This window comes from Stenotrophomonas maltophilia (assembly GCF_023518235.1).
Taxonomy (GTDB): Bacteria; Pseudomonadota; Gammaproteobacteria; order Xanthomonadales; family Xanthomonadaceae; genus Stenotrophomonas.
On sequence record NZ_CP090423.1, the window covers coordinates 3,550,277 to 3,575,760 of the forward strand.

General features: G+C 67.5%; 23 protein-coding genes. 7 read left to right on the plus strand and 16 right to left on the minus strand.

The features are described 5' to 3' along the window. The first annotated feature begins 108 nt into the window (after positions 1 to 108). Both LZ605_RS16575 and LZ605_RS16580 read left to right on the plus strand, forming a co-directional pair. Entirely contained in the window at positions 109 to 1,071 is a 963-nt protein-coding gene (locus tag LZ605_RS16575; RefSeq protein WP_249842550.1) for a pyridoxal-phosphate dependent enzyme, read from the plus strand. Continuing rightward, positions 1,068 to 1,700: a YdcF family protein gene (locus tag LZ605_RS16580; protein ID WP_107232505.1), complete on the plus strand. Its 633-nt coding sequence runs from the start codon at positions 1,068 to 1,070 to the stop codon at positions 1,698 to 1,700. The genes LZ605_RS16575 and LZ605_RS16580 overlap by 4 nt, the downstream gene beginning before the upstream one ends. Before the next feature lie 155 nt (positions 1,701 to 1,855). Here LZ605_RS16580 and bioC read toward each other — a convergent pair whose 3' ends face one another. The 5 genes from bioC to bioB all read right to left on the minus strand — a co-directional run bounded on the left by bioC (position 1,856) and on the right by bioB (position 6,694). Continuing rightward, entirely contained in the window at positions 1,856 to 2,740 is an 885-nt protein-coding gene (bioC, locus tag LZ605_RS16585; RefSeq protein WP_249842551.1) for a malonyl-ACP O-methyltransferase BioC, read from the minus strand. A 12-nt stretch (positions 2,741 to 2,752) separates the two neighbouring features. Continuing rightward, positions 2,753 to 3,532, minus strand: a complete 780-nt coding sequence (locus LZ605_RS16590; protein ID WP_107232503.1) for an SDR family oxidoreductase — start codon at positions 3,530 to 3,532, stop codon at positions 2,753 to 2,755. 29 nt (positions 3,533 to 3,561) lie between these two features. Further along, positions 3,562 to 4,341, minus strand: coding sequence for a pimeloyl-ACP methyl ester esterase BioH (bioH, locus tag LZ605_RS16595; protein WP_249842552.1), 780 nt, complete (start codon positions 4,339 to 4,341; stop codon positions 3,562 to 3,564). Positions 4,342 to 4,359: 18 nt separating this feature from the next. Then, positions 4,360 to 5,583: an 8-amino-7-oxononanoate synthase gene (gene bioF / locus LZ605_RS16600; protein ID WP_249842553.1), complete on the minus strand. Its 1,224-nt coding sequence runs from the start codon at positions 5,581 to 5,583 to the stop codon at positions 4,360 to 4,362. Between the two features lie 67 nt (positions 5,584 to 5,650). Then, positions 5,651 to 6,694, minus strand: coding sequence for a biotin synthase BioB (gene bioB, locus LZ605_RS16605; RefSeq protein ID WP_249842554.1), 1,044 nt, complete (start codon positions 6,692 to 6,694; stop codon positions 5,651 to 5,653). Between the two features lie 203 nt (positions 6,695 to 6,897). Between bioB and LZ605_RS16610 the strand changes: the two genes are divergently transcribed. The 5 genes from LZ605_RS16610 to LZ605_RS16630 all read left to right on the plus strand — a co-directional run bounded on the left by LZ605_RS16610 (position 6,898) and on the right by LZ605_RS16630 (position 11,127). Then, positions 6,898 to 7,800: a hypothetical protein gene (locus LZ605_RS16610; RefSeq protein WP_249842555.1), complete on the plus strand. Its 903-nt coding sequence runs from the start codon at positions 6,898 to 6,900 to the stop codon at positions 7,798 to 7,800. A gap of 105 nt (positions 7,801 to 7,905) precedes the next feature. Further along, positions 7,906 to 9,228, plus strand: coding sequence for a chloride channel protein (locus tag LZ605_RS16615; protein WP_249842556.1), 1,323 nt, complete (start codon positions 7,906 to 7,908; stop codon positions 9,226 to 9,228). A gap of 114 nt (positions 9,229 to 9,342) precedes the next feature. Beyond that, the gene (locus tag LZ605_RS16620; protein WP_249842557.1) at positions 9,343 to 10,038 is read left to right on the plus strand and encodes a ComF family protein; all 696 of its coding nucleotides are present in this window, start codon (positions 9,343 to 9,345) and stop codon (positions 10,036 to 10,038) included. 58 nt (positions 10,039 to 10,096) lie between these two features. After that, positions 10,097 to 10,648 (plus strand): HdeD family acid-resistance protein, encoded by a 552-nt coding sequence (locus tag LZ605_RS16625; protein ID WP_249842558.1) that lies wholly within the window; start codon positions 10,097 to 10,099, stop codon positions 10,646 to 10,648. After that, entirely contained in the window at positions 10,645 to 11,127 is a 483-nt protein-coding gene (locus tag LZ605_RS16630; protein ID WP_249842559.1) for a SecDF P1 head subdomain-containing protein, read from the plus strand. Before LZ605_RS16625 ends, LZ605_RS16630 begins: the two co-directional genes overlap by 4 nt. A gap of 289 nt (positions 11,128 to 11,416) precedes the next feature. Here the strand turns inward: LZ605_RS16630 and LZ605_RS16635 are convergent, their stop codons facing one another. The 11 genes from LZ605_RS16635 to LZ605_RS16685 all read right to left on the minus strand — a co-directional run bounded on the left by LZ605_RS16635 (position 11,417) and on the right by LZ605_RS16685 (position 25,176). Next, positions 11,417 to 12,277, minus strand: a complete 861-nt coding sequence (locus tag LZ605_RS16635) for a hypothetical protein (protein WP_249842560.1) — start codon at positions 12,275 to 12,277, stop codon at positions 11,417 to 11,419. A 50-nt stretch (positions 12,278 to 12,327) separates the two neighbouring features. Further along, entirely contained in the window at positions 12,328 to 13,161 is an 834-nt protein-coding gene (locus LZ605_RS16640) for a hypothetical protein (RefSeq protein ID WP_249842561.1), read from the minus strand. Then, positions 13,158 to 14,501, minus strand: a complete 1,344-nt coding sequence (locus LZ605_RS16645; RefSeq protein ID WP_249842562.1) for a hypothetical protein — start codon at positions 14,499 to 14,501, stop codon at positions 13,158 to 13,160. The genes LZ605_RS16640 and LZ605_RS16645 overlap by 4 nt, the downstream gene beginning before the upstream one ends. A gap of 25 nt (positions 14,502 to 14,526) precedes the next feature. Next, on the minus strand, positions 14,527 to 14,886 hold the full coding sequence (locus LZ605_RS16650) for a hypothetical protein (RefSeq protein WP_249842563.1): 360 nt from the start codon (positions 14,884 to 14,886) through the stop codon (positions 14,527 to 14,529). 36 nt (positions 14,887 to 14,922) lie between these two features. Then, positions 14,923 to 17,664 (minus strand): type VI secretion system Vgr family protein, encoded by a 2,742-nt coding sequence (locus LZ605_RS16655; protein WP_249842564.1) that lies wholly within the window; start codon positions 17,662 to 17,664, stop codon positions 14,923 to 14,925. 159 nt (positions 17,665 to 17,823) lie between these two features. After that, positions 17,824 to 19,611: an MFS transporter gene (locus LZ605_RS16660; protein WP_249842565.1), complete on the minus strand. Its 1,788-nt coding sequence runs from the start codon at positions 19,609 to 19,611 to the stop codon at positions 17,824 to 17,826. A 193-nt stretch (positions 19,612 to 19,804) separates the two neighbouring features. Beyond that, positions 19,805 to 20,920, minus strand: a complete 1,116-nt coding sequence (locus LZ605_RS16665) for an N-acetylglucosamine-6-phosphate deacetylase (RefSeq protein WP_249842566.1) — start codon at positions 20,918 to 20,920, stop codon at positions 19,805 to 19,807. After that, the gene (locus tag LZ605_RS16670) at positions 20,917 to 21,693 is read right to left on the minus strand and encodes a DeoR family transcriptional regulator (protein ID WP_249842567.1); all 777 of its coding nucleotides are present in this window, start codon (positions 21,691 to 21,693) and stop codon (positions 20,917 to 20,919) included. The genes LZ605_RS16665 and LZ605_RS16670 overlap by 4 nt, the downstream gene beginning before the upstream one ends. 33 nt (positions 21,694 to 21,726) lie before the next feature. Then, positions 21,727 to 23,061 (minus strand): D-tagatose-bisphosphate aldolase, class II, non-catalytic subunit, encoded by a 1,335-nt coding sequence (locus LZ605_RS16675; protein ID WP_249842568.1) that lies wholly within the window; start codon positions 23,059 to 23,061, stop codon positions 21,727 to 21,729. Positions 23,062 to 23,078: 17 nt separating this feature from the next. Further along, complete coding sequence (locus tag LZ605_RS16680; protein WP_249842569.1) at positions 23,079 to 24,017, minus strand: ROK family protein; 939 nt, start codon at positions 24,015 to 24,017, stop codon at positions 23,079 to 23,081. Further along, positions 24,010 to 25,176 (minus strand): SIS domain-containing protein, encoded by a 1,167-nt coding sequence (locus LZ605_RS16685; RefSeq protein ID WP_249842570.1) that lies wholly within the window; start codon positions 25,174 to 25,176, stop codon positions 24,010 to 24,012. The genes LZ605_RS16680 and LZ605_RS16685 overlap by 8 nt, the downstream gene beginning before the upstream one ends. Positions 25,177 to 25,484 lie beyond the last annotated feature (308 nt).

The window sequence follows — 25,484 nt, forward strand, 5'->3', positions numbered from 1 at the left end:
GAATCGGCCCTTAATTCCACCGGCCAGGATGAATGGAGGCGAAGGCATCCATGCTGGCATGACCTGTGCCGGGGTCGCCAGCGTGGAGCCATACGTTAATCTTGCGTCATGAGCGATTCACTGTGGCCCCGAGTCGAAGACGTCCTGCTTGCTGCTGCGAGGATCGCCCCGCATGCCAGCGTGACCCCGGTGCTGCGTTCGCGGACGCTCGATGCGCTGGCGGGCGCGCAGCTGGCGTTCAAGGCCGAGCATCTCCAACGCGGCGGCGCGTTCAAGTTCCGTGGTGCCTGCAACGCGGTGTGGTCGCTGGATGCTGATCGCGCCAGCGCCGGCGTGGTCACCCATTCTTCCGGCAACCACGGCGCCGCCCTCGCGCTGGCCGCCCGGACCCGGGGCATTCCCTGCCATGTGGTGGTGCCGGAAGGCGCGGTCGCGGCCAAGCTGGCCAACATCGCCCGCCACGGCGCCACGCTCTGGCATTGCCCGCCGACCATCGCCGACCGCGAGGCCACCTGTGCCAAGGTGCAGGCCGATACCGGCGCAACTCTGGTCCATCCCTATACCGACCCGGCGGTCATGGCCGGGCAGGGCACCGCCGCATTGGAACTGCTGCACAGCGACGGTCCGTTCGACGTGCTGGTGGTTCCGGTGGGCGGCGGGGGGCTGGCCAGCGGCACCGCCCTTGCGCTGCAGCATGCCAGCCCGCAGACCCGGCTGGTGCTGGCCGAGCCGGCCGGTGCCGATGACACGGCGCGCTCGCTGGCCGCCGGCGAACGCCAGGGCGCATTCACTCCGGACACGATCTGCGACGGCCTGCGCACGCTGATCGGTGCGCCCAACTTCGCGTTGCTGCGCGCTGCCGGTGCCGAGGTGATCGTGGTCGATGACGCGGCCACGATGGCCGCGATGCGCCTGCTGTGGGAGGTCCTCAAGCAGGTGGTGGAGCCGTCTTCGGCCACCGTGCTGGCGGCGGTACTGGCGCAGCCGCAGCGCTTTGCGGGGCTGCGCGTGGGGCTGGTGTTGTCCGGCGGCAATGTCGACCTGCCGGCACTGCGCTGGGGCCCGCCATGAGTCGCGACCGGCAGCGGCGGCGTACCGGCCTGCTGGGCTGGATCTGGCGGCTGTTCGTGGTGCTGGTGATCTGGCTGCTGGGCGTGACCGCCTGGATCGTCTGGATCGGTGAGCGTGACCAGGCGGCCAAGGCCGACGCCATCATCGTGCTGGGTGCCGCCGCCTATGACGCCAAGCCGTCACCGGTGTTCGAGGAGCGCATCCGCCATGGCCTGGATCTGTATGACGCCCGCTACGCGCCGCTGCTGATCTTCACCGGTGGCTATGGCGGCACCGGTGCGCGCTTCTCCGAGTCGCAGGTGGCAAGGCGTTACGCGCTCAAGCATGGCGTGCCGGACGACGCGATCCTGATCGAGACCGCCTCGCGCAACACCGTACAGAACCTGGTCGAGGCCAAGCGGCTGATGGACCAGCGCCATCTGCGCCGGGTGATCATCGTCAGCGACCCGTTGCACATGGCGCGCGCGCTGCGCCTGAGCAAGGCGCTGGGCATCGATGCGCTGGCCTCGTCCACGCCGAGCACGCGCTTCCGCAGTTTCCACACCAGCTGGCGCTTCCTGGTGCAGGAAATCTACTTCTTCCACCGCGATCTGGTGCGCCCGCCGCTGAGCTCACCGGCCAATACCTGAGGGCCGGAGCCTAGCTGAGCTGGGTGCCGACCAAGGTCGGCATCTACCAGAGCGATTCGCGTTCGGCGTGGCATGCGGTAGTGCCGGCCGCTGGCCGGCAGATGCCCACCATGGAAACGTGAGGTTGCCGGCCAGCGGCCGGCACTACCAGGCCGTCAGGTCTGCTTGCGCCGGATCGGAATCGCCGACACCGGCACCGAGGCCACATCATGCCCGCCTTCGCGGATCGGCGCGCCAGGGTCCGGCGCCCAGGCGTGGGCGTAGATCACTTCCCAGCTGCTCGGCAGCTTGCCGTCGGCGCGACGCATCGGCTCGTACGCCGCTGCGGCGGCGGCGAAACGACCGCGCCCGGTCAGGGTATGGCGGCGGTCCACGCGGGCGTTGGTCGCGCCCATCGCGCGCAGCTCGCGCATCAGCGAAGGCAGGTCGTCGTAGGTCAGGGTGAACAGGTCTCGGTCCAGCACCGGGTCGCGGAAACCGGCCATCATCAGCGCGTCGCCAAACTGCGCGATCTGCGCGAATCGGCTCACGTGCGGGCGGTCATCGGCAGCGGCGAAGGCCTCATTGAGTTCGACCAGCGTTTCCGGGCCGAAGGTCGAGCACAGCAGCAGGCCACCGGGCTTGAGCACACGGCGGAAGCCGGCGAAAACGGCCGGCAGGTCGTCCACCCATTGCAGGCACAGGTTGCTGAAGATCACGTCCACGCTGTTGTCGGCCAGCGGCAGCGCAGTGGCGTCACCGCACAGGCGCTGGAGCGGCTTCCACCAGCCGGCCTGGCGCTTGGCCTGGTCCAGCATCGGCAGCGCCATGTCCAGGGCGATCACCTGCGCCTTCGGCCAGCGCTTCTTCATCAGCGCACTGGCGTGACCGGTGCCGGCGCCGATGTCCAGCACCACCTCCGGCTTGCGTGCCTCCAGGTAGTCCAGCGATTCGATCAACCGCGACTGCACCTCGCGCTGCAGCGCCGCAGCGGCGTCGTAGCGGGTGGCGGCACGCGAGAACGCGCGGCGGACATGGCGTGCATCGAAGTGGGACGGCATTGCGAAAGTCTCTCAGAACGTACCAGGGTAGGCGCCGCCGTCGATCAGCAGGTTCTGCCCGGTGAGGTAGCCGGCCTGCGCACTGCACAGGAAGGCGCAGGCGGCGCCGAATTCGTCCGGCGTGCCGAAGCGGCCGGCGGGAATCTGCTGGCGGCGGCGCTCGGCCACTTCACCCGCGTCGCCGCCCTTGCCCGCGCTGTGGGCGAAGTTGGCGCGCAGGCGGTCGGTGTCGAACTGGCCTGGCAACAGGTTGTTGATGGTGACGTTGTGGGCCACGGTGCGCCGCGACAGGCCGGCGACGAAGCCGGTCAGGCCGCTGCGCGCGCCGTTGGACAGCGCCAGGATATCGATCGGGGCCTTCACCGCCGAGGAGGTGATGTTGACGATGCGGCCGAAGCCGCGCTCGATCATCGCGTCCACGGTGGCACGGATCAGGGCGATCGGCGCCAGCATGTTGGCGTCCAGCGCAGCGATCCAGTCGTCGCGCTCGAAGGTGCGGAAGTCACCCGGCGGCGGGCCACCGGCGTTGTTGACCAGGATGTCCACCTGCGGGCATGCAGCCAGTGCGGTGGCGCGCCCGGCTTCAGTGGTGACGTCGGCGGCGACCGCGCGCACCTCGCCCGCACCGGGCAGCGCACGCAGTCCAGCGGCCGCTGCCTGCAGCGCGGCGTCGCCGCGGGCGACGATCACCACGTTCACGCCCTCGCGCACCAGTGCACGCGCGCAGCCCAGGCCGAGCCCCTTGCTGGCGCCGCAGACCAGTGCCCAGCGGCCAGTGATACCCAGATCCATGCGTCAGTCCTGCCGAATTCGGAAGGCGCTCATTGTCCGCCATCGGCCGGTGACAGGCCGGCAACGAAGTGTTGCAGGGCGGCGGCCACCTCGTCGGCATGGCCGAGGAAGGGCGCGTGGCCGCCGTGGGCGATGGTCCGCGCCTGCGCGCCCGGGGTAAGCGCCGCAGCGGCCTGCATCGCCGCCGGCGACACCAGGCGGTCACGCTGGCCGGCGATCCACAGGCTGGGCTTGCCCAGCGAGGGCAGCGCGCCGCGCAGATCAGTGCCTTCCAGCAGGCGCAGGCCTTCCAGCAAGGCGCGTTCGGTTGGCGCGCCGCGTTCGACCAGGCGCTGGCGCAGGGTGCGCAGCTCCTCGCGGGCATGCGCCGAGCCCATCACATCCAGCGCCAGGAAGCGTTCCAGGGTGCCGCCGAAGTCAGTGGCCAGCTCGCGCCCGAACTGCTCGAACACCGCCGGTTCCACCGCATGCGGCCAGTCCTCGCCGCGCACGAATCGCGGCGTGGCGGCGATCATCGCCAGCCCGCGCACCTTGGGCAGCGTCGCCGCGGCGTGCAGCGCGAACAGGCCACCCAGCGACCAGCCGCACCACACCGCCGGCGGCGTGGCCGCAGCAATGGCGTTGACCACGAACGGCAGGCGCAGCGGCGTGGTGTCTTCGCGGCTGTGGCCGTGACCGGGCAGGTCGACACGATGCAGGGTGAACTGATCCGCCAGGCGCTCCACCAGCGGCGCGAACACGCCACCCTGCAGGGCCCAGCCGTGGATCAGTACCAGGTCCGGCCCCTGGCCGGTCACTTCGATATGCATGGGGGAACGACAGCAGACTCAGGCAAAGGCGGGCAGCGGCGGCGGCGCGGCTTCGCGCATGGACAGGGCCACGCGGTCGCGCGCGCTGGCGATGGCTTCGACCAGGCCGCGCACCTGCTCCGGCGTGTGCAGCGCGGACAGGGTGACGCGCAGCCGTGCCTTGCCTTCCGGCACGGTCGGCGGGCGGATCGCACCGACCAGCCAGCCGGCCTGTTCCAGTGCGTGGGACATCGTCACGGCGGTGTGGTCATCGCCGCACAGCAGCGGCTGGATCGGCGTTTCCGAAGCCATCAGATCCAGCCCGTGGCGGCGCGCTTCACCGCGGAACAGGGCGATCAGGTCGGCCAGCTTGGAACGCCGCCAGTTGTCCCGGCGCGCCAGGCGCACCGCTTCCAGTGCAGCAGCGGCCATCGCCGGTGGCAGGGCGGTGGTGTAGACGTAGGGGCGAGCGGTCTCGGCCAGATGTTCGATCAGGTCGTCGCGGCCCAGCACCAGCGCGCCGGAACCGCCCAGCGCCTTGCCCAGCGTCACCAGCTGCAGCGGAACGTCGTCCACGCCCAGCCCGGCGGCGGCCACCGCGCCACGGCCGTCGCCGACCACGCCCACACCGTGCGCATCGTCCACATAGAACAACGTCTGCTGCAGGCGTGCCACCAGCGACAGCGCACGCAACGGCGCGATGTCACCGTCCATGCTGAAAACACCATCGGTGGCCAGCATCGCCGCGCCCTCCGGCGCATGCTTGAGCTGGCGCATCGCCCCTTCCGCATCCAGGTGCGGATAGCGGCGCAGGCGTGCACCGGCCAGCCGCGTCGCATCGAGCAGGCTGGCGTGGTTGAGCTTGTCCTGCACGCACACGTCGTTCTCTTCGCTCAGCAGCGCCTGCTGCACCGCCAGGTTGGCGGCGAAGCCACTGCCGAACAGCAACGCACGCGGGTAGCCCAGCCACTCGGCCACTTCGCGCTCCAGCGCGTCGTGCATCGCGTGGTGGCCGCAGACCAGGTGCGAGGCACCGGCACCGGCGCCTTCGCGCGCGGCGGCATCCTGCAGTGCGTTGACCACGCTGAACTGCTGGGCCAGGCCCAGATAGTCGTTGCTGCAGAAGCCGGTCAGCCACTGGCCGTCCACTTCCAGGCGGACGCCATCACGGCGGCTGACCGTGCGCCGCGTGCGGCGTCGGCCTTGGGCATCGCGCAGGGCGCGTTGGGCGTGGAGGCGGGCGGTCAGGTCCGGGCGGGCCATGGCGGCTGAATGCGGCGACGGGGCGGCTAGGGTAGCGCGTTGCTGCCGCGCCTGCCTGTGCCGCGTCTCAGGCCGCGTGAGCGCAGCCGCAGCCGGGCGCATCGGCACTGATATCGGCATGCACGGTGCCGCCGTGGTCATGCCCTTGGGCATCGACCTGCACCGCCATCGGCTGCAGCCCAAGCCGGGCGAACAGGCCAAGGTCGCGCTCGCTTTCCGGGTTGCCGGTGGTCAGCAGCTTGTCGCCGTAGAAGATCGAATTGGCCCCGGCCAGGAAGCACAGCGCCTGCAACTCGTCGCTCATCGCCTCGCGACCGGCCGACAGCCGCACCATCGCGCGCGGCATGGCGATGCGCGCAACGGCGATCATGCGCACGAACTCGAATGGATCCAGCTCGGCACTGCCATGCAGCGGCGTGCCTGCCACCTGCACCAGCTTGTTGATCGGCACCGAATCTGGATGTGCCGGCAGCGTGGCCAGCGCCAGCAGCAGCCCAACGCGCTGCGCGCGCGTTTCGCCCATGCCGACGATGCCGCCGCAGCAGGTCTTCAGGCCGGCATCGCGCACGTGTTCCAGCGTATCCAGGCGGTCCTGGTACTGGCGCGTGTGGATGATCGAATCGTAGTAGTCCGGCGCCGTATCCAGATTGTGGTTGTAGTAGTCCAGCCCGGCGTCCTTCAGGGCGCGCGCCTGTTCGCCGCTGAGCATGCCCAGCGTGGCGCAGGTTTCCAGGCCCAGCGCCTTCACCCCGGCGATCATTGCCGCCACCTTCGGGATGTCGCGGTCCTTGGGCGAACGCCATGCGGCGCCCATGCAGAAGCGCGAGGCGCCGGCGGCCTTGGCCTGGCGCGCCTTGGCCAGCACAGCGTCGGTCTCCATCAGCTTCTGCGCGTTCACCCCTGTGCTGTAGCGCTGCGCCTGCGGGCAGTACGCGCAGTCTTCCGGACAGCCGCCGGTTTTCACCGACAGCAACGTGGAGACCTGTACCTGGGCCGGGTCGAAGTGCTCGCGATGGACCGCTGCGGCGCGGAACAGCAGCTCGGGGAACGGCAGCTCGAACAGCGACTGCAGTTCGTCGTGTTGCCAGTCGTGGCGGATGGCAACAGCCATGGCGGGACCTTGGGTACGAGTGGAGCGAGGGCGGCAGTGTGGGTGGCGGAGGATTTGCTGTCAACCTAAATGTTATTTCCATGGTTTACAGAAATAAAGCCATTTCCGGCCCATCGCGGCGGGCGCTACCATCGGCCGGAGCCACCTTCGGACAGCAGGGAATGCAGACATTGCCGGTGCCAGGCAGGCGCAGATGGGCCGGGGTGATCACCGCGCTGCTGCTGTGTACGGGGTGGGCCGTGCAGGTCCACGCGGAAGGCCGCGCGCGCGGCGCCATTACCTACGCCTCCCCGCAGCAGGCGCTGGCCGCACTGCGTGCGCAGCCCTCGATCAGCGAGCGGCAGGAGAACGACTGGATCGTGTTGTACGATCCGGCCGGGCCGGTGTTCTGGTCCGTGACCACGCCGGCCAATGGCTGGCATCCCTCGATTGTCCGGCGCGAGCTGGTGGCCGAAGACGGTCAGGTGGCCATGCAGATGTCGGTGAAGTGCGGCGTCTCCACACCTGACTGTGATGCGCTGGCGCAGAGCTTCCAGGCGAGCGACGAGCGTCTGCGGCAGCGCGCCGACGTGCAGACGCAGGCCGCACAGTCGCTGGCAGCGGAGGATGCGTCGGACGAGCCCACGGCTGCGGAAATCGGCGAGAACGCCCGTATCCGCGAGGCGATCTTCAGTGGCGAGGCAGGTGGCCTGAAGCTCGCCGACTATCCGGTGGCGAAGGTCTACAGGGGGCCAGCCGCTGCGCTGGACATGAGTACGCGTGAAGCGCGCATGTTCAAGACACGGATGTCGGCGGCACTGAAGGACGGCAAGGTCGAGTTCGCGGGCGAGTACACCGTCGCCGGCTGGGGCTGCGGCACCAGTTGCTTCTCGCAGACCTTCATCAGCCTGCGCACCGGCAAGCCGCTGCCGCAGAGCCTGGGCGGGGAACTCGGCCCGAACATCGTCAGGATCGATCCGCACAGCGCGCTGGTGGTGGCCGAAGGCAGCGAGTACGACAGCAACTACGACAGGACCGGTCACTACGCCTACTTCTATGTGCTGGAAGGGCATACGTTGAAACTGCTGCGGAAAGTGGCGGTGCCGGAGACGCTGGGCGAGGACTGATTGTCCGTCGCGCTGCGGTGGGCGCTGCATTTCACCGCATTCTGCAAGGCCTTCAGCCACAGTAGCCGCTGTCCGCGTGCTCCGGCCGCGTCCAGACTGCCCAGCATGACCGATCTCCATCGCCTTCGCGGCCGCATCACCGCGCTGGTCCTCAGCGAGGCCTGGCGCCGACGTGCCGCGTTGTGGGGCGGCGCCGTAGCCGTGGCACTGGTGGCGATCCTGTTCGCCAAGGCCAGCGACGCCGCCTTCCATCTGTTCCAGCGCATCACCGCGCACTCCCCGTGGTGGGCCCTGCTGCTCACGCCGGGCATCTTCGCGCTGCTGGCCTGGTTGACCGCAGGTGTGCTGAAACCAACCCGCGGCAGTGGCATTCCGCAGGTCATCGCCGCGCTGGACAAGCCGGATGAGTCATTCCGCAGCACCAATCTCTCGCCTGCGGTCTCGGCCGGCAAGCTGCTGCTGACCTCGCTGTCGCTGCTGGGCGGCGCCTCGGTGGGCCGCGAAGGCCCGACCGTGCACGTGGGCGCCAGCCTGATGTATCTGTTCGGGCGCTGGTCCGGCTTCAAGGATCCGCGCGAGCTCTCGCACTTCCTGCTGGCCGGTGGCGCGGCCGGCATCGCTGCCGCGTTCAATACGCCGTTGGCCGGCATCGTGTTTGCCATCGAAGAACTCAGTGGCCGCTTCGAGCATCGCTTCTCCGGCACGCTGCTGACCGCGGTGATCGTCGGTGGCGTGGTGTCGTTGGGCCTGCTCGGCAACTACACCTACTTCGGCCATGTGAGCGCGCGCCTGCCGCTGGGCCAGGGCTGGCTGGCGATCCTGCTGTGTGGGGTGGTGGCGGGCCTGTTGGGTGGCCTGTTCGCACGCGCGGTGTTGGCCAGTGCGGCGGGTCGGCCGCGTTGGCTGGGCCAGCTGCGGCAGCGTCATCCGGTACTGCTGGCCGCTGGCTGCGGCCTGGTGGTGGTGCTGCTGGCGCTGGTGTTCGGCGAAGGGGCGTTCGGCACCGGCTACGAGCAGGCGCGCAGCCTGGTGCAGGGCCAGGCGCTGGTTGGCCACGAGTTCGGGCTGATGAAGCTGCTGGCCAATCTGGCGTCGTATGTGGCGGGCATTCCCGGTGGCCTGTTCTCGCCGGCGCTGGCGGTCGGCGCGGGACTGGGGCACAACCTCGCCGTGTTGATGCCCGGCGTGGACCCGCGCGCGTTCGTGCTGCTGGGCATGTGTGCGTACCTCACCGGCGTCACCCAGGCACCGCTGACCTCGGCGGTGATCTCGCTGGAACTGACCGACAGCGGCGATCTGCTGCTGCCGATCCTTGCCACGGTACTGATTGCGCGCGGCGTATCCGGGCTGGTGTGCCGGGTGCCGATCTATCGCGGGTTGGCGGAGTTGCTGATGGTGCCGGCGGCAGCGCGCGAACGCGCCAGCTAGTCGCATCGAGGGAATGCTGACCCGGCGCGCACCGATGGCATGGGCAGCGAGGCCTGACAGCGGGATGCGGCGTCTGGCGATGGTTACGCGCGTGATGCCATGGAAGGCTGGGCCATGCGTCTGTCACCTACCAACGCCCTCCACGGCATGTTCCACTCGCTGCTTCATCTTCTCATGCCGTTGCGCTGCCTGGTCTGTGGTGACCGGGGCCACGATGATCTCGACCTCTGCCGCGCCTGCCTCGCCGATCTGCCCTGGTCCGGCCGTGCCTGTCTGCGCTGCGCACTGCCGCTGCCGGACACCGCGCTGATCGTCTGCAGCAGTTGCCGCGAGGAAGCACCACCGCAGGCCGCCACCCATGCCAGCCTGCTGTACCTGCCACCGGTCGATCAGTTGCTGGTGCGCTTCAAGTTCCACCAGGATCTGGCCGCCGGGCGCCTGCTGGTGCAGCTGATGCTGCGTGCTGCACCGCCGTGGTCATGCCCGCCGCTGGCCCCGGTGCCGCTGCACAACCGGCGCCTGCGCCAGCGTGGCTACAACCAGGCCGCGGAACTGTGCCGGTTGTTGCCGATGCCGGTCTGGCACGGGCTGTACCGGCGCCGGCATACCGCACCGCAGTCCGAACGCAGCGCCGAACAGCGCCGGGAGAACCTGTTCGATGCCTTCGATGTGCGCGGGCCGGTACCTGCACGGTTGACCGTCGTGGACGATGTGATGACCACCGGCAGCACGGTCATGGAGATCGCCGAGACGCTGCGCCTGGCGGGCGCCGACGAGGTGCGCGTATGGGTCTGCGCGCGGGTGCCGTGATCGCCGCTTTCATGTGGAGCGGCTAGGATGGGGCCGATTCCGGATCGAAGGAGTGGCCATGAATTCCCCATTGTCTCCCTTGTTGTCGGCGGTTGGGCGCAGCTGGTGGATCCTGCTGCTGTACGGCCTGGCTGCGTTGGGCTTCGGCATTGTTGCTGTCGGTTGGCCGCTGTCGGCGGCGATGGCGCTGGCGTGGACACTGGGCGTGGTGGCCATTGTCGAAGGCGTGATCAGCCTGTTCGCGCTGGTGAGCGGAGGCAGTGGCGCTCCGCGTGGCTGGCTGGCCCTGTATGCCATCGCCTCGCTGGGCTTCGGCATCCTGGCGGTGATCAATCCGCTGGCCACCGCCAGTGTGCTGGTGTTGTTCCTGGCCGCGTGGCTGCTGGTGGCCGGCATCTACCGCATCGTGTTCGCGATCCGCGTACGCAAGCAGATCCAGGGCGAGTGGCTGCTGATTCTCAGTGGCGTGCTGGCCGTGGTGCTGGGCCTGTTGTTCGCCGCCAACCCGTATGCGGGTGTGGCCGTGACCACGTTGTGGATCGGCATCGGCAGCCTGTTGTACGGGCTGCTGCAGGTGCTGGTGGCATTCAAGCTGCGGAAGCTGAGGTGAGGGCGCTGCTTCCGGTGTTGCTGGGCGCGGCGATGGCTCTGGCCGGCTGCACGCCAGCGGCCCCGCCCGGTACGCGGGTGGGGGCGGACCGCCCGCCACTTCCCGGGGTGGATGTGCGCCTGAGCGCGGTCGATGCGGCCGGCAAGGGCGTGCCGGTGCAGTGGCAGGACGAGACATTGACGCTGCGCGAGCCCCCGATTGCCAGCAGCGCGGACATCGCCGATGTGCGCTCTGTGCAGGATGACTACGGCCTGACGGCGCTGCAGATCCGCTATCGACCCGAGGCGCACCAGCGCCTCCACGATGGCACGGCGGCCATGGTCGGTCAGCGTATGGCGATCAGCGTGGATGGCCGGGTGCTGATGGTGGCCACGGTGCAGGGACCGTTCTCTGAATCGATGAATCTGAGTGGGTTGGCCGGTAGTGATGCCACGGCGTTGGAGAAGCACATCACCGGGTCTGCGCCGGTGGAGCGGTAGAGGCAGGTAGATGCGTGCAGAAGGCTACACATTCACCGTCTCGGTTGAGGAGTGGATGCTCCGGCCCATCATGACGCTGGAAGCTCCATAGGAGATCGAGGCCGCCGGCCTTGAATCCCGGGCAGGTGTAGTAGCGTGGCCGATCGACACTCATGGATGCGACCTTCTGCCGTGTAGATGGTGGCGGGTGGTTCCGGGCAGTTGATGGGGCCGAGTGCACTGCCGGGTAGTCGATCAAAGTCCATCTGGACGCCCGCAAGCGCTGCAACAAGACAGAACGCGATCATGTTCATGAGCGGTCAGCCGATGGGAGTTCGCCCTTGTCGGCATCGCACTGCGCCAGACACGTCCCATCTCGGCCCATGATCGGTCGTACAGGCGAGTCATGGCGCTGCACGCTCCAGATCATGTTGAGGCCATCGATCGAAGACCCCGGGTAAGCGAGCCATTGCCCGTGCGAATCTGGAATCAACGCAGAAGTCGTGGGGAACGCCTGCGCGCAGTGTCCGTGGATGTAGGCGGCTGAAACATCCTGAGGAGCACTGGGATGCTGCCAGTCGTCGTATAGACGGCTGTAGAGCGTCGGGCACAGTGTGCCGCCCTCAATGACCATTGCGTACTGCGATGTAGCAGCAACACGCACGTCGACGTCGAAGTCCTTCTCCGCGCGCAACGCAGAAGTCGCTGGCACGCGATAGTAGACGCGCGATCGAGGCCACAGAAGTACGCCTGACAATCGAATCTCCATCATCTGTTCGCCGATGGCACTGACATCATTGGAATCAATCACAGTGCCAATTTGGTCAAACACGAAATAGCGATCCTCCTCTCGCGCGCCAGGTTGCTTGGAAACAACGATAGCCCTGAATGGCCAAGCTTGGATGGAGGCGTAGCTGAGCAGGTCCGGCTCAGAAAAGCCGTTCAAGCCGAGCAGATGTTGCCAATGTGACGCGTCATCAGGGAAAGGAAGGTGCCGGTATGCGTCATGACCAGGTCCCGCGCAGCGCAGCATCCTGCCGTCGGCGACGACATGGATCGTCGCCGGAGCTGGCGGGCATTCGAACGAGGGTGCCGCCATCTTCTCGGAATCATCCGTGGCGTGAATGGATGAAGCGAACAGCAACAGGGGGAGCGGTGAAAGGCGCTTCATTGGCTGCACCAGAGTGGGATGATCTGCATCGTGCGTTCATTGGCATTTGGTTAAAGCACATTGCCTGACGGCATGCAGAGCGCGATGCATTCGCCCTGCTTGTTGCGAACAGGGCGTTCTGGCTCATCGTGGCGCTGGAAGCTCCACTCAAACGGCTGTCGGTCGTCAGGAAGCCCCGGGTAGGTGTACAAGACCTGAGTTTCCTGATCAGGTTCAAGTGGAGAGGTTTGGTGTTTTCTCGCATCCTTGCAATGACCATTGATGTGGAACCCGCCGGTCGAGCGATGGCGATCATCATTCTTCCACTCGGAATATCCACTGTCATCCAGCGCGGGGCACAGCATCCTGCCATCGACCACTACGGCATACTTCATCGTGCCGATTGATGTGTCTCCGGTCCCCATGATCAGGTGGTCGCCTCTCTCAATTGAATCCGGGAGGCGGTAGTACACATTCGCAGTGGGCCAGATTCGAAGGCCGGAAATCCGGATCTCCATCATGCGTTGACCAACGGCGTCGGCTTCGCTGGATTCAGTGATTCGCCCATTGCGATCGAAGATGTAGAAGTACTCATTGCTGTTCAGAAGAAGCGTCTGCGTTGCATACATCGAGCGAAAGGGCCAATCCTGTACGGGATGGTAGGACCCGGAGCCGTTGGGACGTTTGGCCGAAAGCCCGAAGCCGAGTCGCCAGTGTGCCTCGTCATCGGGCGGGGTTACGTCTACCGGAACAATCGTCCCATTGCGCGGTTGACAGATGTAGACGCGTCCCTCTGTGGAATTCAAGGTGACTGACGGGGCGGGGCAGAGCCTGCCCTCAATGGGTGCTGATACCGCAGCAATTACCTGCGATATCATCAGTACGGGTATGAGGAATTCCGTCATGGCTGTTTGTCGCCCAGACTGATGTGTATGTGATGAATGTGGGTGGCATCTGTTCTTATCGAAACCTTGTTTGGATTCTCAGCGTCATGGATCCCCAGCTTCGCGTAGCTCAGTTCCCATGGACCTCCCAGCCAGCCCAGTTCTCCATTTGCTTGACCCTGCGCCAGGTAGGAATGCAGTCTGCATGAGAGCTCTCGCATGCGTACCCGAGCTGGCGTTTCTGTCGCCGCTATCTGCAATGGATGCGAGTTGGGCGAGTTGGTTCGATGAAACTGGATCGTTACGTCATGCCGTTGCTCATCGTTCGACACAATTGTGGACGTTGCTTCGGTAATATCCAGTGCAGAAGCATAGCGATGCAGAACGGAACCGAAGTGCGGGCGCCACGCACCGGTAGATCGAATGTACGAGATGTCCAGGTCATGCATCATCCTCAAGAGGAACTCCATGGCTGCTGGATGTGTCCTGCGTAGGCTCTCATCTGCAGTCATGCGGTTTCCTGCATGGCCGTTATCTTCGCGGAAGGAGAGTCGCCCGCGTCCGCCGGTGGTTGACTGGTGGTTGAACTCAATCCGTTTGTCGCCATGCTCAAATATCCGGTCATGCAAGTGAGCGTCGTGTGCGCTGTTCATCGTCAATCGCTCGCCATAGATGATGCGCAGTTGCTCGCGATAGTCGCTGGCCTCGATGAGAGGGTGGTCGCTGCCATAGGTGCGAGAGGCATCAGCCCACGCCTGGAAGGAGATAAGGTGCCGCCCAAGATCCAAGGGTTTGATCTTCTTACCATTGGCCTCTTGATGGTTCGTCAACTGTAGGACGGCGCCATCCGCTGCGATGGAGTCAGCTGCCACGCCACGAGTGCGCAGCAGGCCATTCGGGTGGGTAGTGCGGACAGACAGGCTCAGGTCGGCTGCTTCGACGACATCCAGCTCGACCAGTGGCTGCACGTCACGACCGCTACTTCGACCGTCGGCAAGTGCATGCTGCTGTATCGAAAAAGTGCTGCGCGGAAGAAACTGTTCTGTGGGCTCGTTGATGTAGATTCTGTACTTCCCCGCACCCTGGAGGAGCACATGTGCTTTTCCCTGCGAGGACGTCTTCCCTGAAGTGTTCCTTGGGCGCTCCAGGACACGCCAGTGGCTGGGGTCCTCCGGTCGAGCATGTACTACGACGTAGGGCAGGCCCTTGGTCAGCTGAGTAGTCTTCCCGTCATTCCCGCCTCTCATCATGAAGGTGATCTCGACATGGTGCGTGACTGGAACGTGGTAGACGTTCATGGCCACGTTGTCGCGATCAGGGACCACGATGGCCCCGGCGGGCGGCTGATTCCGATGCCGCATCAGTTCTTCCTCTGCTTGGCTGAGGTCATGCGATTTCCACCTGGAAGGGGAAGGCGGTAGCGTTGGCCGTGATCACTACGTTGCTGCGCTGGTGAGCGTGATGGCAGAAGCTTCCGATGTGCTTCCAGGAGTCATCGTCGCGACGTATATCGATCTGCACATGGCCAGAGCCGGACAGCCGCCAGGTTCCTTCATGCTCCACCGGGCCGCCGTCGGGGTGGGAAGACAGCCTGACACCCCGGCCATCCGTTGAGGTGCTGCCAACATAGGTATTCCCTCGACCGTCTCTCAGTCGGTATGTGACTCTGTCCAGCGGCTCGCCGAAACTGGTCGCAAAGTGAAGCTGCGTCGAGCCTGTTGAACAGGCATCAGAGAATGCGTGCACGGGTGGTTTCTCCTGGATATTTCCCCATATCAAGACTCAGCAGTCGCATGCGTCACCCTGTCCATCGATCAATGTTTCGATGGTCCAGCCTCCATTGCCGATGTAGGCCGTAAGCGCATCGCCGGATTCAGTTCCCACCGTGATGCTGCGCCCACTGTCATCGGTAACGCCCTGGGCCAACACCTCGCCAGCAGCGGTGACAATCTTGTAGTACGTACCGGGCCGCGCCCGCTGCTGCGCATCCACCACCCGAAGCTTCCCGCGATACTTCAAGCGCGGCGCAAGCTGCCTCGGCAACGCGACGATGCCTGCGGGCTTGAACTCTCCAGCCATGAACGGATGCTCACCCGCCTTGACCTTGAACTCGCCCGGGCAGCTGAAGGTGATGTTGTCGCCCTCCAGCGTGATCGCGCTGTTGCCGGCCTGCAGCACCACCTTGGTCTGCGCCAGCACGTCGATGCGGTCGTCGGTGGCGGTGATGGTCAGTGCCTGATCGCTCAGCAGTTCCAGTTCGCCATCGTTGGCCTGCAGGCTGACCGGACCCTGCGCGGCGATCACCCGCAGCGGGCCGCTCTGCGCAAACAGCGAGACATGCTCGCCGGAGACGGTGGCCAGGGTTTCGCCGGCGCTGACGTGCAGGTCCTGCTGCACCGTCATCTGCAGGTTCTGCCCGGCATAGGCCACCGCGCTGGCTGGGGTGGTCCAGGCGATGTGGTGCGGCGCTTCGGCCAGCAGCAGTGGTGTGCCCAGCCGTTCCACCGGCTGCTCGCCGGGGCTGCGGCCATCGCTGCCGGGCTTCATCGCGCTCTGCCCGTTCACCTCGCCCTGGAAGCGGCCCTGCGCCTTCGGGTCGATCTGCTCGCGCAACTGCTTGGTGCGCTGGTACTCGGCCAGGCCCGGCACCTGCTGCTGGGCCAGGGTCTGCTGCATCTGTTCCAGGCTGCGCTCGGCACCCTTGAGCTGGGCCACCACGCTGGCGTTGTCCATCACCGTGGAGGCCGCGCGTTCCTGCAGGCTGGCCGACAGCAGCAGGCCTTCGCCGGCATGCACGTTGCCCCAGCCCTGGGTGGCCAGTTCGAAGCCTTCGCCACGCAGTGCGCCGCGGGCCGTGTCCTGGTGCGCGATCAGGTAGCCCAGCTCCAGCCGGCTGTCGGCCAGCGAGCTGTGCAGGCGGGTGCGCAGCTGGCCCGGCGTATCGTCCATCAGCCATTGCTGGGTGCCGCTGCCGTCATGGGCCTGGGTATGCAGGCCACTGAGCACGCCGGGGTGGCGCGCGTTCTCGTCGATGCCGCCGCCGAACGGCGGGGCCACCTCGCCGTTGTACAGCTGGCCGGTGATGCGCGGCTGGTCGATGTCGCCGTGCAGGAATTCCACCAGCACCTCGCTGCCCACCCGCGGCAGGAACGCGGTGCCCCAGTTCGGGCCGGCCACCCATTCGGCCACCGACACCCAGCTGCCGCTGGTGTGGTCGCCGGGGGCATGGCCGGGCTGCGCGCTGCCGGTGTCGGTCAGGCCGCCCGGGTTGGGTTGGCTGCCGCGCTGCCAGCCGAACTGGATGCGCACCTGATGCTCGCGGTTGGGCGTGACCGCAGTGTTGGCGATGCCGACCACGCGGGCGGTCTGCGGGCCATGCAGGGTTGGCCGGTCCTGCGGCAGGGCGCGCAGCGGCACGCCGGCGCCGGTGGCCAGGAAACTGTTGCGGTAGGCGCCGCGCTCCAGCGCCGGGCTGCCCAGCAGCTCGGCGATGCCCTGGTCGAGGTTGTTCAGCGCCACGTGCTGCACCGCCAGCAGCTGGAAGGCCTGGCCTTCGTGCTGCGGGTGCTGGGCCAGGCGGAAGGTGCTGCCGGCGGCCAACTGGCGCTCACTGCCGCTGCCGCTGTAGAGCACCTGGCCCACCCGCAGCGCGTCCAGCCGCGCCTGCGCTTCGGCATCGGCCCAGCCGGCCTGGGCGAAGCGCCCGGCGCGTGGCTGCACATAGACTTCCAGCGCCGGCAGGCTGCCGGCGTCGGCGCTGGACTGCGCGGCCACCGCCGTGACCTGCTCGCTGTGCCAGCTGGCCACGGTGCTGGCGTTGGGCACCAGTTGCTGGCGCTCGGCGAAGGCGGTGATGCCATCACTGGCCTCGGCCATGTCGGCGCGATGGAAGCGCACCCGGCCAGTGTCGGGCAGTTCGGCACCCGGCTCGAACACCACCAGCGTGTGCGCGGCCTCATCGCCCTGCGCCTGCTCGATGCGCCAGGCCAGGCCGGCCTCGGCCAGCAGCCGGGTGACGAAGGCCCAGTCGGTTTCGCGGTACTGGGTGGTGATCGCACGTACCGGCAGTGCAGCCTGCACGTCGAAGCGGAACACGGCCTGCGGATAGTCGGCGAAGATCTGTTCGCAGATCGCGCGGGTGTCCAGGTCCTGGAAGATCACCGCATTGCGGCGCAGGCGGAGCAGTGCGGTCCACGGTTCGAGGATCAGCCGGTAGCGGGCCAGGCCGCCATCACTGCCCAGCTGCGCCGCTTCGGTGCACAGCCCATGCCATTGCCGCAGCGCGCCGTCGGCCTGGCGCAGCTGCAGGGTCAGCGGCTGTTCCAGCCACGGGTCCAGGTCCAGGAACGCATCGGTGGCCAGGCAGTCGATCTGCAGGCGGTTGTCGCCGCAGACCGCTTCGGTACCTTCGAAGCGCTCGACCACCCACGCCTCGTGCAGCCCCAGCAGGCGCAGCTGGCGTGGCTGTCGGGCGTCGAGCGTGATCGCCCGCAGCAGTGCGGCAACAGCGGCTTCCGTGCCCATGCAGAATCTCCCTCGGGTAGTGGGAGAACTGTTGGGCAGGGCGCCACCGGTGACGACGTGTCAGGGCAATCCTGTGGAGCGGATCACGCTTGCCGACATCAGATCAGGCCGTTCGCGACAAGCTCCTAAGAACCGGGCGGTGCATTCACGACGCGGCAATCAACCGCGCTTCCCTGCAAACCTTGCTTCGATCTCCTCCAGCGACTTGCCCTTGGTTTCCGGCAGCCACAACGCGGCCACCAGGAAGAACACGAAGGTACACGCTGCCCAGAACACGAACATGCTGGCGTAGCCGTAGTGGCCCACCGTGGGTAGGAAGATCGCGGCGATGGTGGTGGACACGAACTGGTTGATCAGCAGCGCGATGCTCATGCCGTTGGAACGGATGCGGTTGGGCATCAGCTCGGACAGCGCCAGCCACACGCAGACGCCGGGACCGACCGCGAAGAACGCGACGAACACCAGGATGCAGGTGGCCACCGCCCAGCCGTGTGCGGGCGGCGGCACCGGCCCGATGCGGGCCTGTTCGATGCGCAGCGGTGCCTGCACGGCGCTGGCCGGGTCGGCGAACGGGTTGAGGTGCAGCTTGCGGAAGAACGCACCGATCACGCTGTCCGGCTGCACGGTGCCGGCGCGTTCGATGCGCAGCTCGCGATCGGTCAGGTTGTCGCTGCGCAGGGCGCGCACATTGGTGAAGTCACCATAGGCGTACGACACGGTCAGCTGCATCGGCCGGCCTTCGCCGTCGATGCCGCCCCCCAGGCGCTGCCACTGTGCGTCATCCAGCACCAGCTGCAGACCATCGCCACTGACAGCGGCCTGCAGTTGCGGCTGCACGTCAGCGCGGCCACGCTCGGCCTGGAAGAACAACGTGGCCGCGGCCAGCAGGGCCACGCAGATGCCGCCGCTGCCCAGCATCAGCAGGAACTTGCGGCCCTTGCGGTCGACCAGCAGCAGGGCGACCACGGTCATCACCGCATTGAGCAGCTTGATCGCCACGTCGGCGCTGTTGGCCACCGAACCGGACAGCCCGGCCTGGTTGAGAATGTTGACCGCGTAGGCCAGCACCGAGTTGATGCCGGTGGCCTGGGTGCAGGCCAGCACCACGCAGGCCAGCAGGAACGGCACCACGTAGCGGCGGCTGAGCAGCGGGTCGCGCTTGCCGTCGCTGCTGCTCGATTCCGGCGCCTGGATCTGCGCCAGCGTGGTCTCCACCTGCGCCGCCGGCAACACGCGTTGCAGGCTGCGACGGGCATCGTCGACGCGGCCGCGACGCACCAGCCAGCGCGGCGATTCGGACAGCCAGAAGATGCCGGCGCAGAACAGCAGGCCGGGTGCCAGGCAGCTCCAGAAGATGGTGCGCCAGGCGTGGTCCTTCACCGTGAACAGTTCCTGCGCCTGCTGCGTGACCGGCAGCGAACGCACCGCTTCGGCGGCGGCATCCACCGCATGCGCGTGGTACAGGCCGATCAACGCGGCCAGCACCAGGCCGATGGTCAGCAGCAGCTGGAACATCGCTGCGCCACGACCGCGCCGCTCGGGGCTGAGTACCTCGGCCAGGTACAGCGGCACCACCACGCCGATCAGGCCGCCACTGACGCCCTGCAGCAGGCGGCCCAGCAACAGGGGCGTGTAGCCGGAGGCCAGCGCCATGATCGGAATCGACGCGGTGAACAGCACGCCGGCCAGCAGCATCGCACCGCGGCGGCCGATCAGGTCGGCGACCATGCCGGCGAACAGTGAGGACAACACGCTGCCCAGCAGCACCGCCGCAACGACGAAACCGAGCTGCTGGCTGCTGAGCTGCCAGGCGTGGCTGGCGGTGGCCTCCAGGTAGGGCAGGGCGCCGGCGATGATGCCGATGTCGATGCCGTACAGCAGGCCACCGAGGCCGCCGATGAAGAGCAGGTAGCGTACGGGCCAGCGCGGGGCGGTGCTTGCAGTCATCGGCAGGTTCCTGTGGTAGCGCCGGGCCACGCCCGGCGGCGGTTCGTCGCAGAGTGCTTTCAGTAGAGCCGAGCCATGCTCGGCTGCTTTCCGTTCCGGTATCCAGGTTCCCCGTGCCGCGCCTCGCGCGGTGAGCCGAGCATGGCTCGGCTCTACAGGGAGCCCGCGCGGCGTCCGGGCCGCATCGCGTGTGTCAGTTCAAATCAACTACACGCCCGCCCACCACCACCTGCTGCAGGCGCAGTTCGGCGTCCAGCACCACCAGGTCGGCGCGGGCGTCGGGCGCGATGCGGCCGCGATCGCCCAGGCCCAGGTAATCGGCCGGGAAGGTGGAAACGCGCTGCGAGGCATCGGCCAGCTCCAGGCCGACGCGCACCAGGTTGCGCAGCGCCTGGTCCATGGTCAGCGCGCTGCCGGCCAGCGAGCCGGTGGCCAGGCGCACGCAGCCTCCGCACTTGTGTACGCGCTGCTCGCCCAGTGCGTACTCGCCATCGGGCATGCCGGTGGCCGCCGTGGCGTCGGTCACCGCGTACAGGCGCGGGATCGCGCGCGCGGCCAGACGGATCACGCCGGGGTGGATGTGCTGCAGGTCGGGGATGATCTCAGCGTACTGCGCGTGCGCCAGCGCGGCCGCAGCGATGCCCGGGCGATAGTGATCAACGCCGGTCATGCCATTGAACAGATGGGTGAAGCCGGAGGCACCGGCCTGCAGCGCGGCCACGCCGTCCTCGTAGGTGCCGGCGCTGTGGCCGAGCTGCACGCGGATACCCATCGCGGAAAGCGCGGGAATCAGGGCGGTGTGCTCGCCGATCTCCGGCGCCAGCGTCATCACCCGGATCGGCGCCAGCGCATGCAGCTGCTGCACCAGTGCCAGCGTCGCCTCGATCGTGCGGTTGGGCTGCGCGCCCAGCCGCTGCGGGCTGATGAAGGGGCCTTCCAGATGCACGCCGGCGATGCAGGCGGCTTCCGCATCGGGTACCGCCATGGTTGCAGCCACGCCCTGCAGCGCGTGCTCGATCTCGTCCAGGCCGGCGGTCATGGTGGTCGCCAGCAGCGTGGTGGTGCCGAAGCGCAGGTGGGTGCGGGCAATGGTGCGCGCCACGTCGCCACCCTGCATCAGGTCCACGCCCGCCGCGCCATGCACGTGCAGATCGATGAAGCCGGGCAGGATCACCGGCAGCTGCGGATCATCGCCGCCGCTGTGGTCATCCACCTGCAGCTGGCGCACCTGCGAATCGAAGTGGACCTGGCCACGCCGCCAGCCCAGCGGGGTGAGGATGCGGCCGTGCAGGGAGCGGGTGTCGGTCATGCGGGTGGCTCGGCGATGATCACTTCAATGCCGAGACGCTGCAGGCCCTCACGGGTCGCATCGTCGATGCCGGCGTCGGTGATGATGGTGTGGATCTGGTCCAGCCGGGCGATGCGGTGCAGGCTCACGCGGCCGAACTTGGAGGCATCGGTGAGCACCACGACGCGGCGCGCGCGCTCGACCATGCGATGGTTGAGGCGGGCTTCGGCCTCGTCGTGGGTGGTCAGGCCGAACTGCAGGTCCAGGCCGTCCACGCCCAGGAACAGGGTGTCGAAGCTGTACGAGTTGAGGCTGGCCTCGGCCTGGCTGCCCTGCAGCGACAGCGACTGCTGGCGCAGCAGGCCGCCGGTCAGCAGCACGTTGATGCCGGGTGCATTGGCCAGTTCCCAGGCGATGTTCAGCCCGTTGGTCATCACCGTCACATCGCGATGGGCACGCAGGTGGCGGGCCAGCGTCATCGTGGTCGAGCCGGAATCGATGATGATGTTGTCGCCGGGCCGCACCAGGCGCGCGGCGCTCGCACCGATCGATTCCTTCAGCGGCAGGTTCAGCGCGTCCTTCTCGTGGATGTCCTGTTCCTGCGGCGGCGTGCGCACCAGGGTGGCGCCGCCGTGGGTGCGGTTGGCCAGGCCCTGCGCTTCGAAGTGGGTCAGGTCGGCGCGGATGGTCACCGCCGACACGCCGAAGCGCTCGACCAGATCGGCCACCTGCACCGAGCCATGCTCGATCAGCAGTTGCAGGATCTGTTGCCGGCGGGAGCGGGTGTTGCGCATGGCCATTCTCGGTTTCGCGGGGAAAGGTAGAGATTAGCCGTTCGCCGCAGCGGCGGCAGCCGAGCGTGCAGCATGCGCGCGGGTTCCGGCCTGGTTGGCGCTGCACGCACGGGCGTACTCGCCCAGGCACAGGCCGATACGGTGCTGCACCAGCGCGGTGGGCGTGTTGGCCAGGGTGCCCTCGCGCACGGCGCGGTACTGTTCCGGCAGGTACTGGCTGAGCAGTACCAGTGGCGGTACATGCTGTTCCAGGTTGGCGAACAGGGTCTGCACCGCCTGTACCAGCGCCGGCTCGCCCCAGTAGTAGCGGCAGCGGTCGCTGAAGGAGAACGCGCGCAGCAGGCGCAGCGCGGCCTCATCGCCCTGGTAGTAGGACTGCCAGTACTTCGGCTGCGCCACCATCACCTCGTCCAGCACCTGCGGCAGGCGCGAGCACTGCGCGGCCGGCAACAGTTCGGCTTCGACCGCGGCCAGCGCGAACAGTGCTTCGCGGTAGGCGAAGGTGGCGGCCGGGCCGACCTTGAGGATGGCGAAGTGGTCGCGTACCAGGGTGTGCAGGCCACTCTCGCGCTGGTAGTCGGTGGAGTGCGCTTCGAACACGATGCGCGGCTGCTGCTCGAGGAAATCGGCCAGCGTGCTGGCGGCCGCGGCGTCGTACTCGTGCACGCTGCTGTGGTCGAAGTCCACGCCCGGCTGCACCACCATCGCGATCACGCGCTGCCAGGCATCGCGCAGCTGCGGCGTATCGAAGGCCTGCTGGTGGATGGCCAGGGTCTGCGCGGCGGCGGCCGGCGTGGTCACCTGCAGGCCTTCGGCCAGCGAGGCTTCGCCACCGGGAATCGGTACTTCGGTACCGATCACATAGACCGGCGGCGGCAGGCCGTGTTCGGTTGCGGTGCGCTCGGCGATCTCGGCCAGCTCGGCCGAACGCGCAGCGACGATGGCATCGGGCAACGGCACCGGGTCATCGGCGCAGGACATGCTGCAGTCCAGGTGGATCTTGTGGAAACCGGCGGCGACGTAGGCTTCGATCAGCACGCGCGCATGGGTCATCGCTTCGGCGGCCGGGCGCTTCTGCCAGGCATTCGGGCCGAGGTGGTCACCGCCCAGGATCAGCCGTTCGCGCGGGAAGCCTTCCTCATCGGCCAGTGCACCCACATAGTCGCGGTACTGCGGCGGGGTCATGCCGGTGTAGCCGCCGAACTGGTCGACCTGGTTGGAGGTGGCCTCGACCAGCAGCACAGTGCCGTGCGCCAGCGCCACGTGCATGGCCGCGCGCAGCACCTGCTCGTTGCTGCAGCAGACACTGTACAGGCCGACATTGGCACCGGCGCGGTGGGAGGCAAGCAGGGTCTGCAACGGGGACATGGTCAGGCTCCGGTCGATCAGGAAAACGAAGGTTGGCAGGCGAGCAGGGCGGCACCGCGTGCGCCGCCGGCATCACCGAAGCGCGGCGGCACGATCGGCGGGACCTGCACGCCGTTGAACAGATGGGCCGAAATGGCCGCCGGCAGCTGCTGGTACAGCGGCACGTACTGCGACAGGCCGCCGCCCAGTACGATCACGTGCGGGTCCAGCGCCAGCACCAGTGCGGCCAGGCTGTGGCCGAGCAGGTCGCGGTGGATGTCCAGCGCCTGGCGTGCACGCGCATCGCCGGCCTCGGCCAGGGCGATCACCGCGCTGGCGTCGGCGGCGTTGCCACCGAGGTGACGTTCGATCATCGCCAGCCCGCTGCCGGACACGTAGCGCTCCACGCAGCCCTGCAGGCCGCAGGCGCAGTCGATCAGCGGCAGCCCGTGGCGCTGCAGCAGGTGGCCGGGCACGCTCCAGTGGCCCCATTCGCCGGCCAACCCGTTGAAGCCGGACAGCAGGCGGCCCTGCAGGCAGAAGCCGCCGCCGGCACCGGTGCCGAGGATGGCGCCGAACATGCTGGGGTAACCCTCGGCGGCACCGCCGTGTGCCTCGGACAAGGCGAAGCACTGCAGGTCGTTGCCGAAGTGCAGCCGGCGTTGCAGCCGCGCCTGCAGATCCGCCGCCACACTGTGCCCGGTCAACGCCGGCACGTTCGCGCTGAGCTGGCGGCCCGTGCGGCGGTCACGCACGCCCGGCAGTGCGATGCCGATGGCCGCGTCGCTGCGGCCCAGCGCGGTATCCGCCTCGGCCACCAGCCCCAGCATGGCCTGCAGGAAGCCGTCGTAGTCGCCCTGCGGTGTGCTGACGCGGCGGCGCCAGGTCACCTGCATCGCTGCATCGCACGCCACCAGTTCGATCTTGGTGCCGCCGATGTCGATGCCGTAGCAGGCGTGGGCGATCAGCTCAGCCATGATGGATGGTGACGCCCTTGACGACGCGGTTGACGGTGCCGTCCGGGAACGGGTTGTCCGGGGTCAGGCCCAGCGCGGCCGAGCGCTGCAGTGCGAACAGCTGCGCAAAGCCCAGCCACACCGGCGCCAGCCATGGATCGTCGAACGTGGTGTGAAGCGGCGGCACCACGAGTGTGTACTCGTCATCGGCACCGATATCCGAATGCGGGCCGATCGCCAGCACCTGGCCGGCCACGCCGTCGCGGCGCAGTTCTTCCAGCAGATCCTGTTCGTAGCGGCGTGCCAGCGGCTGCACACTGCGCAGCACCACCACCAGGGTGTTGCCGTCCAGCGTGGACTTCGGGCCGTGGCGGAAGCCGAGCGGGGTGTTGGCCAGCGCCAGCACGCGGCCGGCGGTCAGCTCCAGCACCTTGAGTGCGCACTCGCGTGCCAAGGCTTCCAGCGGACCGCTTCCGAGGTAGATCACGCGATTGAACGGACGCTGTGCCAGCGTTGCCACCGGCGCGTCCCACTGCGCCAGGCCTTCGCGGGCCAGGGCGGCAATCTGCTTCAGGCGTGCCACGCGCGCATCCCACGGCGAGCGGTCGAACACGGTCAGTGCAGCCAGCACCATGCAGGTCAGGCTGCTGGTCATGGCGAAGGCGCGGTCGCAGCTGGCCGAGGGCATCAGCAGCGTGCAGGTGTCGGCACGGCCGGCACCGCGACGGGCCAGTTCGCCATCGGCGTTGCAGGTGATGTCGAGGAAGCGCGCGTCATCCACATCGCTGCGCACACGCTCCACGGCTGCCACGCTTTCCGGGCTGGAACCGCTGCGGCCGAACGACACCAGCAGGGTCGGGCGGTCGCGCTGCAGGTACAGCGCCGGATGGGTCAGCAGGCTGGTGGTGTGCACCACGCGCACGTCGGCGGCCCACTGTGCGTTGATCGCATCGGCCACCATCTCGGCGATGAAGCCGGAACTGCCGGCGCCGGTGAACAGCACGCGCTGGTTGGGATCGTTGAGGCTGTCGCCGAGGAAGGCCTGCAGGCGGTCGCGGGCACGCGGCAGGTCCTGGGCGAGGGTTTCCCACAGCGCAGGCTGCTGGGCGATTTCGGTAGCGGTATCGGCTCCGCCCCGGCGCTGCCAGGCGGACACATCGGAAAGCAGGGTGACGTCCATTCGGAGGTTCCAGTTGGGCCAGCGCACCATCTGTGTTTTCTTTCGAAATGTCAAATAGCGAAAGCAAAAAGAAAGAAAAGCTGACATCGGCTTCGCCCTGTGCCGCCCCTGCGGGGAAACGCAAGAAACGGCCACATGCCGTATCGCACAATGCTTAACAGGCGCCTGCAATCGCTTACACAAAGTGTTGCGACGCAACAACTTTCGTTTCAAAGAAATATATCTTCCTTTTTCCTTTCAATTTGTTGACATCTTTCGAATCGCTGCCCTAGAGTCGGCCCAATCGCTTTCGAAACGCCCGGTGAACG